A 13,159-nucleotide genomic window follows, 5' to 3' on the forward strand; every position below is an offset into this window, starting at 1 on the left:
CCGTACCACGGTCGCCCGCCGGGCCCGCGAGCGTCAGCCCGCGCTGACCGTCTCCCGCACCGACCCGTCGGGCGAAGCCACCAGCACCGGCGTCCCCGCCCCGCCCAGGTCCCGTACCGCCGCCCGGTCCTCCTCCGACGCCGACTCCGCCTCCGTCACCACGGCCGCCGCCTCCAGGGACTGCGCGCCGGACGCCACGGCCATCGCCACCGCCGTGCGCAGGGCGCTGAGGTGGAGGGAGTCCAGGGCGACGGTCCCGGCGACGTACGTGCGGCCGGTCTCGTCGCGTACGGCCGCGCCCTCGGGGACGCCGTTGCGGGCGCGGGCCGAGCGGGCCAGGGTGACGATCTTGCGGTCCTCGGGGTCGAGGCCGGGAGTCTCGGTGGTCATGGGGTGAGCATACGTAGCCCGCCGCACGGCCCTGTCGGACCCCGGTCCGCTCGCCCCGGCACCGGTCCGCTCCAGCCCAGGCACCGGTCCGCGCCCGCCCGGGAACCGGTTCGCTCCCGTCCGGGTACCGGCCCGCTCTCACCCCGCCACCGGGTACATCGCCCCGCGCCGCCCCTCCGGCGAGGCCAGCCACTCCAGCTTCGCCGCCGTGTTCGCCTCGTCCAGCGGCGTGTGCAGCACGATGGTCAGGTCGGGGCGGGCCGGGACCTGGAGGGCCGTCGACTCCAGGCTGAGCAGGCCGACCAGCGGGTGGTCCAGCTCCTTGCGGATCTGCCCGGCGTCCTCGATGTCCCGCTCCTCCCACAGCGCGGCGAACTCGGTGCTGGCCTCCTTCAGGTCCGCGAGCACCTGCTGGAAGCCCTCGTCGTCCGGGTTGGCCGCGCAGGCGGCGCGGAACTGGGCGACGACCGTGCGTGCGTTCCGCTCCCAGCTGCGGGCGCGGGAGCGGTAGAGGGGGTCGGTGAAGAAGTCGACGATGCAGTTCCACGTCGTATCCGGCCGCATGCCCAGCACCATCGCCGCCGCGTCGTTGTACATCACGCAGTTGTAGTACCGGTCCATGATGTGCGCCGGGTACGGCATCCACGTGTCGATCAGCCGCCGCAGCCCCTCGCACATGTCCCGCTTGGCCGGTTCCACCTCGGCGGCGGGCGGGTTCAGTCCGGCCAGCACGTACAGGTGGCGGCGTTCGGCGTTGCTGAGCCGCAGCACCCGGCCCACCGAGTCCAGCACCTGGGGCGAGACGGAGATGTCGCGGCCCTGCTCCAGCCACTGGTACCAGGACGCGCCCACCCCGGCGAGCACGGCCACCTCCTCGCGCCGCAGCCCCGGCGTCCGGCGCCGCGCCCCGCCGTCCGGCAGACCGACCTCGGCCGGGGACACCCGGGCCCGGCGGCTCATCAGGAACTCCCGCAGCTCACTGCGGCGCCGGTCCCGGCCCGACGACGCCTCGGCCCCCACGATCACGTCCGGCACGTGTCCTGCTCCCCCTGTAGTCGTCCGGGTGCTGCCTGGTGGTGGCACCACCATGACAATCCGGGTCTCCCCACAACTATTCCGGGGGCCCGAGGCTCATGTCCATGGCGATCGACACCACCCCGACTTCCACCCCGGCCCCCGTGGCCGGACAGCAGTCCGCTCCACGGCTCTCCGCCCGGGACCGGCTCGTCCTGTTCGTGCTCTGCGCGGCCCAGTTCATGGTCGCGCTCGACTTCTCCGTCCTGAACGTCGCCCTGCCCGTGCTCGGCGCGGACCTCGGCATGAGCACCTCCGCCCTCCAGTGGGCGGTCACCGCGTTCGCGCTGCCGTCCGGCGGCTTCCTGCTGCTCTTCGGGCGCATGGGCGACCTCTACGGCCGCCGGCGGCTCTTCCTCGCCGGGCTCGCGCTCTTCGGCGCCGCCTCCCTGCTGGCCACCCTCGCCTGGGACCCGGCCTCCTTCCTCGCCGGGCGCGCCCTCCAGGGGCTCGGCGCCGCGGCCATCGTCCCGACCGGCATGTCCCTGCTGACGACGACCTTCCCGGAGGGCCCCGCCCGCGACCGCGCCCTCGGCATCTCCGGCACGCTGCTCTCGTTGGGCTTCACCGTCGGCATGGTGGCCGGCGGCGTCCTGACCGACCTGCTGAGCTGGCGCTCCACGATGGGCCTCCTCGCCCTGTTCGCCCTGGTCGTGCTGCCCCTCGCGCCCCGGCTGCTGCCCGAGTCGCGGACCCCGGAGCGGCCCCGTCTCGACGTCCCCGGCGCGGTCACCGTCACCGGCGGCCTGCTCTCCCTGATCTACGCCCTCACCACGGCCGCCGAGCACGGTTTCGGCCGCGCCGACGTGCTCGTGACCCTCGCCGCGGGCCTGCTGCTCCTGGCCGCCTTCGTGGCCGTCGAGTCCCGCAGCGCGGCGCCGCTGGTCTCCCTGCCGATGCTGCGGCGCCGCACGGTGGCCTGGGGCAACCTGGGCGGCCTGGTCACCTTCTCGATGATGTCGACGGTGGTCTTCGTGCTCACCCTGTACCTCCAGGAGGTTCTGCACCTGAGCGCCTTCGAGACCGGTCTGGTCTTCGGGGTGCAGGGCGTGCTGTCGGTGGTGGCCGGTACCTTCGCGCCCCGCGTCATCGGCCGCTTCGGCGCCCGCCGCACCCTGGTCGGCGCGCTCGCCGGACAGGGCGCCATCGGCCTGTCCCTGCTGGCGCTGGCCGAGGGCGGCTGGTCGGTGGTGCTCGCCACCGCCGCCGTGTCCCTGGCCAGCATGTGCCACCTGGGCGCGATCATCTCCTACGGCCTGACCGTCACCTCCGGCGTCCCCGACGAGGAGCAGGGCCTGGCGACCGGCCTGGTCACCTCCACCCAGCAGGTCGGCATCACCGTCGGCATCCCGCTGCTCGGCGTGCTGGCCACCACCGCGACCGACCTGCGCTCCGGCGTCCACACGGTGCTGGTCCTGGACGCGGCGATCGTGCTGGCGGCGGCCGTACTGGTCGCCGTGGGGCTGCGCGTCAACCGCCCGGCGGGCTCAGGGACGGTCGAGGCGGAGCCGCTCCGCACGCGGTAGGCCGGCGACGACCAGGTCGTACGAGTCCTCGACGAGCTCCCGGACGACACGGTCCGGGAGCCGTCCCGCGTCCGGCCCGGCGCCCACCGTCACCGTGTTCCAGTGCCGCTTGTTCATGTGCCAGCCCGGGACGATCAGGCCCGGGTGCTCGCGGCGCAGCCGGAGCGCGTCGTCCGGGTCGCACTTGAGGTTGACGGTGAGCGGGCGCCCGTCCAGCGAGGTCAGCGCGAACATCTTCCCCAGCACCTTGAAGACCGAGATCTCAGGGTTGAAGGGGAAGTCCTCCACCGCCGCGTTGAAGGACAGGCAGAAGTCGCGCAGTTCCCCGGGGGTCATTCGGACACGGCCTCCTCGGCCGAAGCCGGCTTCGCCTCGGCGACCGGCTCCACCAGCACCGTCACGATCTTGTTCCGGCGGCCCGCCGCGGCCTCGGCCGTCAGCCGCAGCTCACGGCCGTCGGGCAGTTCCACGATCGACGAAGCACCGGCGATCGGGACCCGGCCCAGCGCCTTCGCCAGCAGACCGCCGACCGTCTCCACGTCCTCGTCGTCGTACTCGTCCAGGCCGTACAGCTCACCCAGGTCGGTGATGTCCAGGCGGGCGGTGACCCGGAAGCGGTCCTCGCCCAGCTCCTCCACCGGCGGCAGCTCACGGTCGTACTCGTCGGTGATCTCGCCGACGATCTCCTCGAGGATGTCCTCGATGGTGACGATGCCGGCCGTGCCGCCGTACTCGTCGATGACGACGGCGACGTGGTTGCGTTCCTTCTGCATCTCGCGCAGCAGGTCACCGGCGTTCTTGGTGTCCGGCACGAAGGACGCCGGGCGCATCGCCGTGGAGACCAGGTCGCTCTCCGCGTCCCGGCTGATGTGGGTCCTGCGGACCAGGTCCTTCAGGTACACGATGCCGACGATGTCGTCCTCGCTGTCGCCGGTCACCGGTATCCGGGAGAAACCGGAGCGCAGGGCGAGGGTGAGGGCCTGCCGGATGGTCTTGTAGCGCTCGATGACGACGAGGTCGGTGCGCGGCACCATGACCTCCCGCACGAGCGTGTCGCCCAGCTCGAACACCGAGTGCACCATGCGGCGCTCCTCGGCCTCGATCAGCGACTCCGCCTCGGCGTAGTCCACCAGCGCCCGCAGCTCCGCCTCCGAGGCGAAGGGGCCCCGGCGGAAGCCCTTGCCGGGGGTGAGGGCGTTGCCGATGAGAATCAGCAGCGAGGGGATCGGGCCCATGATCCGGGCCAGCGGCAGCAGCACGTACGCCGCCGCGGTCGCCGTGTTCAGCGGGTGCTGGCGCCCGATGGTGCGCGGCGAGACCCCGACGGCGACGTAGGAGAGCAGCACCATCACCGCGATGGCGATGATCAGCGCCTCGCCCGTGCCGTCGAACTGTCTCAGGCAGGCGTAGGTGACCAGCGCGGCGGCCGCCATCTCGCAGGCGACGCGGACCAGCAGCGCCACGTTGAGGTAGCGCGTCGGGTCGGCGGCGACCTGGGCGAGCTTCTCGCCGCCCCGGCGCCCGGACCGTACCGCCTCCTCGGCGCGGAAGCTGGAGACCCTCGCGAGCCCCGCCTCCGCGCACGCGGCCAGCCAGGCGACCACCACCAGGGCGACGGCACCGGCGACGAGCGGGAGGCTCATGAGACCGTCGGGGCCGGGGACGGGCCGGTCAGGCCCTTCTCCGCACGCCAGCCGTCCACGATGGCGGCCTGGAGACCGAACATCTCGGCCTTCTCGTCGGGCTCCTCGTGGTCGTACCCGAGCAGGTGCAGCACCCCGTGGACGGTCAGGAGCTGGAGCTCCTCGTCCATGGAGTGCTCCGTCGGCGCCTCGGCGCCCTGCTTGGCGGCGACCTCCGGGCAGAGCACGATGTCGCCGAGCAGCCCCTGCGGTGCCTCCTCCTCGTCCTTGGACGGCGGACGCAGCTCGTCCATCGGGAAGGACATCACGTCGGTGGGACCCGGCAGGTCCATCCACTGGATGTGCAGCTGCTCCATGGCGCCGGCGTCCACGACGATCACCGAGAGCTCGGAGAGCGGGTGGATGCGCATCCGCGCGAGTGCGTAGCGGGCGATGTCGAGGATCGCCTGCTCGTCGACCTCGGTTCCGGACTCGTTGTTGACGTCGATCGACATGGTCGTGCTGGTCTACTTCCCCTTGGCCTTGGCACCGTGTCTGGGTGTCCGGCCGCCGTTGTGGCCGCCGTTCTCGGTGCCGTTCCTGCTGTCGTACTGCTCGTAGGCGTCGACGATACGGCCCACCAGCTTGTGCCGGACGACGTCCTGCGACGTGAGCCGGGAGAAGTGGACGTCCTCGACGCCGTCCAGGATGTCCTGCACCTGCCGCAGACCCGACTTCGTGCCGCCCGGCAGGTCGACCTGGGTCACGTCACCCGTGATGACGATCTTCGAGTCGAAGCCGAGCCGGGTCAGGAACATCTTCATCTGCTCGGGGCTGGTGTTCTGCGCCTCGTCCAGGATGATGAACGCGTCGTTCAGCGTGCGGCCGCGCATGTACGCCAGCGGCGCGACCTCGATCGTCCCCGCCGCCATCAGCCGCGGGATCGAGTCCGGGTCGAGCATGTCGTGCAGCGCGTCGTACAACGGGCGCAGATACGGGTCGATCTTCTCGTAGAGCGTGCCCGGCAGGAAGCCGAGCCGCTCGCCGGCCTCGACCGCCGGGCGGGTCAGGATGATGCGGTTGACCTGCTTGGACTGGAGGGCCTGCACCGCCTTGGCCATCGCCAGGTAGGTCTTGCCGGTGCCCGCGGGGCCGATGCCGAAGACGATGGTGTGCTTGTCGATCGCGTCGACGTACCGCTTCTGGTTCAGCGTCTTGGGACGGATCGTGCGGCCGCGCGAGGACAGGATGTTCTGCGTGAGCACCTCGGCCGGGGTCTCCCGGCCGTCGCTCTCCCCGTTCTCGCTCGCCTTGAGCATGGCGATCGAGCGTTCCACTGCGTCCTCCGTCATCGGCTGCCCCGTGCGCAGCACCAGCATCATCTCGTCGAACACGCGCTGTACGAGGGCCACCTCATGGGTGTCGCCGACGGCGCTGATCTCATTGCCCCGGACATGGATGTCGGCCGCCGGGAAGGCCTTCTCGATCACGCGCAGGAGGGAGTCTCCGGAGCCCAGTACGGTCACCATCGGGTGCTGGGCGGGGACGGTGAACTGCGCTCTCGCCTGCCCCTGCGCGGGGCTCTGGGCTGAGGGTGTCTGAGTCATGGGCCGGCGCTCTAGGCCTGCTCGTCCTCCTCTGCGGCGTGTGCCGCGTGACGGGTGTGTCTGCTGCCTCCAGCGTACGACTCCCCGTCCACAGCACCGAGTCGTTTATCCGACCGGTATCCGCGCCGTCGCCCGGCGCTCACCGTCCGTGGCGCACCAGGTCCCGGAACCAGCCGTACGACGCCTTGGGCGTGCGCTCCAGCGTCGTGAAGTCCACGTGCACGAGACCGAACCGGCGGGCGTACCCCTCGGCCCACTCGAAGTTGTCCAGGAGCGACCACACGAAGTAGCCGCGCACGTCCACGCCCGCCTCCATCGCCCGGTGCAGGGCGCGCACGTGCCCGTCCAGGTAGGCGATGCGGTCCCGGTCGTCGAGGCCCTCGTAGGAGCAGCCGTTCTCCGTGATCACGACCGGTGGGAGGCGGTCGCCGTAGCGGTCGCGGAAGCCGGTGAGCAGCTCCGTCAGCCCCTCCGGGACGACCGGCCAGCCGAAGTCCGTCAGCGGCCGGCCCTCGATCTCGCGCACCGAGAAGGGCAGTTCGGCCGGGAGCGTCACCCCGCCGAACTCGATCTCCGCACCCTGCGGGGCGCCCACCCGCGTCGGCGCGTAGTAGTTCACGCCGTACCAGTCCAGCGGCTCGCCGATGATCTCCAGGTCGGCCGCCACCTGGCCGGGGGAGCCGGGCATCAGCTCACCGATGCCCTCCGGGTACCGCCCGGTGAGCACCGGGTCGGCGAACATCCGGTTCAGCAGGAGGTCGTAGAACTCCGCCGCCTCCCGGTCCGCCGGGTCGTCCGAGGCGGGCCAGACCGGGCCGTGCGAGTTGGCGATGCCGACGTCCGTGGCGCCGGCCGCGCGCAGGGCCCGTACCGCGAGCCCGTGCGCGAGCAGCTGGTGGTGGGCGGCCGGCAGCGCGTCGAACAAAAGCTTCCGGCCGGGGGCGTGGACGCCCAGGGCGTGGCCGAGCAGGGTGTGCTCGGCGGGCTCGTTCAGGGTGATCCACTTGCCGACCCGGTCGCCGAGCCGTCCCGCGACGACGGACACGTACTCGGCGAACCGGGCCGCCGTGTCCCGCTCCAGCCAGTCCAGGCCCGCCGGCAGGTCCCAGTGGAAGAGGGTCGGCACCGGCCGCACGCCCGCCGCGCACAGCGCGTCCACCAGGCGGTCGTAGAAGTCGAGACCGCCGGGAGAGTCCACCCGGGGCCAGGAGACGGAGAAGCGGTACGCGTCCACGCCGAGGTCCGCGAGCAGGGCGACGTCCTCGCGGTAGCGGTGGTAGTGGTCGCAGGCCACGTCGGCCGTCGAGCCGTCCTTCACCCGCCCGGGTTCGGCGGTGAAGGCGTCCCACACGGACGGCCCCCGCAGCCCGGCCGCGCCCTCGATCTGGTGGGCGGACGTGGACACGCCCCACAGGAAGCCGTCCGGGAACCGCGGCATCGGCCGCGCCGGCATCGCGTCGTCAGTCGCCATGCGCGGATCATCCGTACCCGCGGTAAGGGAAGTCAACGCCCGTGCGTCCGACCGGCGTTACGCGCCCTCCTTCAGCACCCGCGAGATCAGCGTCCGCTGCTCGTCCGTCAGCCGGGGATCGGCGGCGTACACCGTGTTCCCGTCCACGGTGAGCTGGTAGCTGAACCCGTCCGGCACCCCGACCGGCGGGGTGGTCCGGCCGTCGGCGACCGCCCGCTCGGCCAGGGCGTGCCACTCGCCCGCGTCGGGGCGTCCCGCCGTGTCGACCTCCGCGTGGCGTTCGATGCCCGCGAAGCCTCCTGTGCGCCTCACCTGAATCCGCATGGACCCGTGTCTAGTACGGAACTACAGCGTCCGCACCCCGACCTGCTCCCACGCCTTGCGCACCGCGTCCAGCTCGTCCGCGTCGCCGTAGCGCTCCCGGGCGGCCTTCAGCGTCAGCGTCGCGAAGTCCGCGAACGAGGCGTCCTGGGCCAGCTCGCCGCCGGTCAGCACGTCGTACCAGAGCTGCCCGGCCCGCTCCCAGGCGTGCCCGCCGAGCGTGGTGGCCAGGAGGTAGAAGGCGTGGTTGGGGATGCCGGAGTTGATGTGCACGCCGCCGTTGTCGCGGCCGGTGCGCACGTAGTCGTCCATCGTCGCGGGCTGCGGGTCCTTGCCGAGCACGTCGTCGTCGTACGCCGTGCCCGGCGCCTTCATGGAGCGCAGCGCCTCGCCGGTCACGCGCGGGGCGAGCAGCCCGGCGCCGATCAGCCAGTCGGCCTCGGCGGCGGTCTGGCCGAGCGAGTACTGCTTGATGAGGGAGCCGAAGACGTCGGACACCGACTCGTTGAGGGCGCCGGGCTGCCCGTAGTAGGTCAGGTTGGCGGTGTGCTGGGTGACGCCGTGGGTCAGCTCGTGGCCGATCACGTCCAGGGCGACGGTGAAGTCGACGAAGATCTCGCCGTCCCCGTCGCCGAAGACCATCTGCTCGCCGTTCCAGAACGCGTTGTTGTACTCGCGGTCGTAGTGCACCGTCGCGTCCAGGGGCAGCCCCGCGCCGTCGATGGAGTTGCGCCGGTAGACCTTGAGGTAGTGCTCGAAGGTGGCGCCGAGGCCCGCGTAGGCCCGGTTCACGGTGGCGTCCTGGCCGGGTTCGTCGCCCTCGCCGCGCACCTCGCGGCCCGGCAGGTCGGTGCCGTGCCGGGCGTCGTAGATCGTGCGCTGCGGCTGCTCGGGCTCGGCGCCGGCGCGCGGGGCGACGGAGGGGGCGCCGATGACCGTGGTCAGACCGCGGCGGGTGCGTTCCAGGGCGTCGCGCTGGAGGGTGCGCCGGGCGGGTCCGGCGAGCACGGGGTCCGCGTGCTGGGCGAGCCGGTCGAGGACGTGGGGCGGCACGATGGTGCAGAAGACGGGCTGGAAGCCCCCGAATGCAGTCATGTCCGGCACTGTGGCACCGTGTGACCGGGCTGTCACCATCCGCGACCACGATTGGTGCACAGCGGCACCAAGACGCCTCCGCCGCCGGTCATGAGTGGTATACGGCACTTTTTGTCCTGGTTCCCGCGCCGGTCCCGCATACTGATACGGACCCGCGTGACCCGCGTGACTCGGCTAAGGTGCTGGGCATCATGCGATTCGGGCTGCTTCTCCTTAGCTGCCGCGGCGAGGGCCTGTAGAGGCCGACTCCCTCCCCGCGGAGCTTGGTGGTGCCGTCGGCCGTCCTTCCGGACACGCGGACGTCACACGCTGAGGTCGGTGACACCGCCGTCACCCGCTGACACCGCGGACATCACGAGGAGCCCACGCCATCATGGCCAACCGCCAGCAGCCCAGCCCCATGCCGACCGCCAAGTACCGCGGCTACGACCAGGTCGACATCGCCGACCGCACCTGGCCGGACCAGCGGGTCACCACCGCCCCCCGCTGGCTCTCCACCGACCTGCGCGACGGCAACCAGGCCCTGATCGACCCCATGTCGCCGGTCCGCAAGCGCGCCATGTTCGACCTGCTGGTCAAGATGGGCTACAAGGAGATCGAGGTCGGCTTCCCGGCCTCCGGCCAGACCGACTTCGACTTCGTACGGTCCATCATCGAGGACCCGGACGCCATCCCGGACGACGTCACCATCTCCGTACTGACCCAGGCCCGCGAGGACCTGATCGAGCGCACGGTGGAGTCCCTGAAGGGCGCCCGGCGGGCCACCGTCCACCTGTACAACGCGACCGCGCCGGTCTTCCGCCGGGTCGTCTTCCGCGGCTCGAAGGACGACATCAAGCAGATCGCGGTCGACGGCACCCGCCTGGTCATGGAGTACGCCGAGAAACTGCTGGGCCCGGAGACGGAATTCGGCTACCAGTACAGCCCCGAGATCTTCACCGACACCGAGCTGGACTTCGCCCTGGAGGTCTGCGAGGCGGTGATGGACACCTACCAGCCCGGCCCCGGCCGCGAGATCATCCTCAACCTGCCCGCCACGGTGGAGCGTTCCACGCCGTCCACGCACGCCGACCGCTTCGAGTGGATGGGCCGCAACCTGTCCCGCCGCGAGCACGTCTGCCTGTCCGTCCACCCGCACAACGACCGCGGTACGGCCGTCGCGGCCGCCGAGCTGGCGCTGATGGCCGGCGCCGACCGCATCGAGGGCTGCCTGTTCGGGCAGGGCGAGCGCACCGGCAACGTCGACCTGGTCACCCTGGGCATGAACCTGTTCTCCCAGGGCGTCGACCCGCAGATCGACTTCTCCGACATCGACGAGATCCGTCGCACGTGGGAGTACTGCAACCAGATGGAGGTCCACCCGCGCCACCCGTACGTGGGCGACCTGGTCTACACGTCCTTCTCCGGCTCCCACCAGGACGCCATCAAGAAGGGCTTCGACGCGATGGAGGCCGACGCGGCGGCCCGCGGGGTCACCGTCGACGACATCGAGTGGGCCGTCCCGTACCTGCCGATCGACCCCAAGGACGTCGGCCGCTCCTACGAGGCGGTCATCCGGGTCAACTCGCAGTCCGGCAAGGGCGGCATCGCCTACGTCCTGAAGAACGACCACAGCCTGGACCTGCCGCGCCGGATGCAGATCGAGTTCTCGAAGCTGATCCAGGCCAAGACGGACGCCGAGGGCGGCGAGATCACCCCGACCGCCATCTGGGACGTCTTCCAGGACGAGTACCTGCCCAACCCGGACAACCCGTGGGGCCGCATCCAGGTCGCCAACGGCCAGACCACGACCGACCGCGACGGCGTCGACACCCTCACCGTCGACGCCACGGTCGACGGCGCGGAGACCACCCTGGTCGGCAGCGGCAACGGCCCGATCTCGGCGTTCTTCCACGCGCTCCAGGGCGTCGGCATCGACGTACGCCTGCTGGACTACCAGGAGCACACGATGAGCGAGGGCGCCTCCGCGCAGGCCGCCTCCTACATCGAGTGCGCCATCGGCGACAAGGTGCTGTGGGGCATCGGAATCGACGCGAACACCACACGCGCCTCGCTGAAGGCCGTCGTCTCCGCCGTCAACCGCGCGACGCGCTGACCAGCCGAATCGGTGGTTTGAGGCCCCGCTCGCCGCAGAACGGCGGGCGGGGCCCCGTCATATACCGGCCATATATCTGTGATGGTCACGGAAAGGTCTCTTCCTGGGTACTGACTCCACGTCGGTGATGTGGCTAACATCACGCCAGCGCGACGATGCTGTCGCGCCGTTATGGAGGTGCGACGTGCTGCCTGGACGGGGACGAACCAGCCGAGCTGCCCGGCTGCCACGCATCCTGGGCACCCGCACCGCGTGGACACCCGTCGGCGACGGCGAGTTCTTCTGCCCCGGCTGCGGCGGCGACCGCAACTACACCCGGCTCACCGGCCACCGCCGCTTCACCGTGCTCGGCGTGCCCGTGCTGCCCCGCGGCGAGTCCGCGCCCGCCGTCGAGTGCGCGGCCTGCCGCAGCCACTACGGCACCGACGCCCTGGACCACCCCACCACCACCCGCTTCTCCGCGATGCTCCGCGACGCCGTGCACACCGTCGCCCTCGCGGTCCTCACCGCGGGCGGCACCTGCTCCCGCACCTCGCTGGAGACCGCGACCGTCGCGGTGCGCGCGGCCGGCTTCGAGGACTGCACCGAGGACCAGCTGAACGCACTCGTCGAGGCGCTGGAGGCGGACACCGGCCGGGTCCGCGGCGAACCGTGCGTGCCGGGCCTGGCGATAGAACTCCACGAGGCGCTGGACCCGCTGGCCCCGCACCTCGCCGCCGTCGGCCGCGAGTCGATCCTCCTCCAGGGCGCCCGCATCGCCCTGGCCGACGGCCCCTACACCCCCGCCGAGCGCGACGCCCTGGCCACGGTGGGCGCGGCCCTGACCCTCTGCTCCGACGACGTCACCCGCCTCCTGGACTCGGCGGGGACGCCGTCCTGACCGGGGCGTAGATTGCCGTGTTCCGAGAGCGGGGACTCTCTCGGAACAGGGGCAATCGGTCGACGTTCCGGGGGCGTGAACATGTGGGCAGGACCGTGTCGGCGCGCAGTCGTCCAGGAGGTGTGAGCGTGCTCGTCTTCGCCGCCTCCGACAAGGGAGGCACGGGCCGCTCGGTGACCAGTGCGAACCTGGCCTACCAACGCGCGCTGGACGGCGACCACGTTGCCTACCTGGACTTCGACTTCGGCTCACCGACCGCCCCCGTCGTCTTCGACGTGGCCGGCGCCGCACGCGGCACCCGGGAACGCGGCCTCCACTCCTACCTGGAGGGCGAGACGGCAGAGCCGGCCAGGATCGACGTCTGGCGGCAGAGCGCGCACCCCTTGCTGCACTCCCGCCCCGACGGGGCCGGTCGCCTCGTCCTGTTCCCGGGCGACATCGGAGGCGGTGAGATCGCCGTCGGCGAGGAGGGTCTGGAGCGGTGCGCCGACCTGTTGCTGCGGCTCGACGCGGAGTTCGACCTCACCTTCGTGGACCTCACGGCCGGCCGCAGCTATGCCGTCGACATGGTGCTCGCCGCCACTTCCCGCCTCCGGATGCGCAACACCGCCTTCCGCTGGCTGATCTTCCACCGCTGGACCCGCCAGCACGTGATCGCCGCCTCCGGATTCGCCTACGCCGAGCACGGCGTCGTCCGGGCCGGTGCCGAACGCGGCCACGACGAGGGCGCCCTGCGGAGGGCCCTGCGCTTCGTGCGGACGGCGGTTCCCGACCCCGAATCGGCGTTGTGGTCCCAGACGTCGGCCGCCCAGGCCGTCTGGATGCAGGCCTGCGACGAGGCGCTGCGCCGGCTCGCCGCCGAGCACCGGATCGGCGACGACGCCGTCCTCGGCGTCGTACCTCTGGAGCCCACGCTCCAGTGGAGTGAGCAACTGATCACGGAAGAGGACGTCCTCCTCGGCCAGACGGCGAACAAGGAGACCCTGGAGGCGCTGGAGGAGATCGCCCGACGGCTCACCGACGACTCGTACTGGGGACGACGGTGACGAGGTGCGCCCCGGTGCCCGGGGACGTGGTT

General features: G+C 71.6%; 13 protein-coding genes. 4 read left to right on the forward strand and 9 right to left on the reverse strand.

Going from position 1 to position 13,159, the window contains the following annotated elements; all coding sequences use genetic code 11:
- Positions 1 to 33: 33 nt before the first annotated feature.
- Entirely contained in the window at positions 34 to 390 is a 357-nt protein-coding gene (locus tag OHA99_RS25205; protein ID WP_405697968.1) for a cytidine deaminase, read from the reverse strand.
- Between the two features lie 138 nt (positions 391 to 528).
- Positions 529 to 1,425 (reverse strand): helix-turn-helix domain-containing protein, encoded by an 897-nt coding sequence (locus tag OHA99_RS25210; RefSeq protein WP_165686065.1) that lies wholly within the window; start codon positions 1,423 to 1,425, stop codon positions 529 to 531.
- A 104-nt stretch (positions 1,426 to 1,529) separates the two neighbouring features.
- Between OHA99_RS25210 and OHA99_RS25215 the strand changes: the two genes are divergently transcribed.
- The gene (locus OHA99_RS25215) at positions 1,530 to 2,990 is read left to right on the forward strand and encodes an MFS transporter (protein ID WP_194280097.1); all 1,461 of its coding nucleotides are present in this window, start codon (positions 1,530 to 1,532) and stop codon (positions 2,988 to 2,990) included.
- On the opposite strand, the gene OHA99_RS25220 is transcribed toward OHA99_RS25215, so the two are convergent.
- The 7 genes from OHA99_RS25220 to OHA99_RS25250 form a co-directional block, all read right to left on the reverse strand.
- On the reverse strand, positions 2,952 to 3,326 hold the full coding sequence (locus OHA99_RS25220; protein WP_366471907.1) for an MmcQ/YjbR family DNA-binding protein: 375 nt from the start codon (positions 3,324 to 3,326) through the stop codon (positions 2,952 to 2,954). The genes OHA99_RS25215 and OHA99_RS25220 overlap by 39 nt on opposite strands.
- The gene (locus OHA99_RS25225; RefSeq protein ID WP_007449674.1) at positions 3,323 to 4,633 is read right to left on the reverse strand and encodes a hemolysin family protein; all 1,311 of its coding nucleotides are present in this window, start codon (positions 4,631 to 4,633) and stop codon (positions 3,323 to 3,325) included. Before OHA99_RS25225 ends, OHA99_RS25220 begins: the two co-directional genes overlap by 4 nt.
- Positions 4,630 to 5,127: an rRNA maturation RNase YbeY gene (ybeY, locus tag OHA99_RS25230; protein WP_153179933.1), complete on the reverse strand. Its 498-nt coding sequence runs from the start codon at positions 5,125 to 5,127 to the stop codon at positions 4,630 to 4,632. The genes OHA99_RS25225 and ybeY overlap by 4 nt, the downstream gene beginning before the upstream one ends.
- A gap of 12 nt (positions 5,128 to 5,139) precedes the next feature.
- A complete protein-coding gene (locus OHA99_RS25235) occupies positions 5,140 to 6,219 on the reverse strand; it encodes a PhoH family protein (protein WP_153179934.1) in 1,080 nt (359 codons plus the stop codon).
- Between the two features lie 139 nt (positions 6,220 to 6,358).
- Positions 6,359 to 7,690 carry a GH1 family beta-glucosidase gene (locus OHA99_RS25240; protein WP_405697972.1) on the reverse strand — a complete coding sequence of 444 codons (1,332 nt, stop codon included), beginning with the start codon at positions 7,688 to 7,690 and terminating at the stop codon, positions 6,359 to 6,361.
- 57 nt (positions 7,691 to 7,747) lie between these two features.
- On the reverse strand, positions 7,748 to 8,014 hold the full coding sequence (locus OHA99_RS25245; protein WP_007449670.1) for a protealysin inhibitor emfourin: 267 nt from the start codon (positions 8,012 to 8,014) through the stop codon (positions 7,748 to 7,750).
- Between the two features lie 21 nt (positions 8,015 to 8,035).
- Positions 8,036 to 9,106, reverse strand: a complete 1,071-nt coding sequence (locus OHA99_RS25250; protein ID WP_153179936.1) for a M4 family metallopeptidase — start codon at positions 9,104 to 9,106, stop codon at positions 8,036 to 8,038.
- Between the two features lie 373 nt (positions 9,107 to 9,479).
- On the opposite strand from OHA99_RS25250, the gene leuA reads away from it, so the two are divergent.
- From leuA to OHA99_RS25265, 3 genes are all read left to right on the forward strand, one after another.
- Positions 9,480 to 11,201 (forward strand): 2-isopropylmalate synthase, encoded by a 1,722-nt coding sequence (leuA, locus tag OHA99_RS25255; RefSeq protein WP_153179937.1) that lies wholly within the window; start codon positions 9,480 to 9,482, stop codon positions 11,199 to 11,201.
- 184 nt (positions 11,202 to 11,385) lie between these two features.
- Complete coding sequence (locus tag OHA99_RS25260) at positions 11,386 to 12,081, forward strand: TerB family tellurite resistance protein (protein WP_153179938.1); 696 nt, start codon at positions 11,386 to 11,388, stop codon at positions 12,079 to 12,081.
- Between the two features lie 128 nt (positions 12,082 to 12,209).
- A complete protein-coding gene (locus OHA99_RS25265) occupies positions 12,210 to 13,127 on the forward strand; it encodes an SCO2523 family variant P-loop protein (protein WP_405699001.1) in 918 nt (305 codons plus the stop codon).
- Positions 13,128 to 13,159 lie beyond the last annotated feature (32 nt).

It is taken from the genome of Streptomyces coelicoflavus, from assembly GCF_045041415.1.
In the GTDB taxonomy this organism is placed as follows: domain Bacteria; phylum Actinomycetota; class Actinomycetes; order Streptomycetales; family Streptomycetaceae; genus Streptomyces; species Streptomyces coelicoflavus.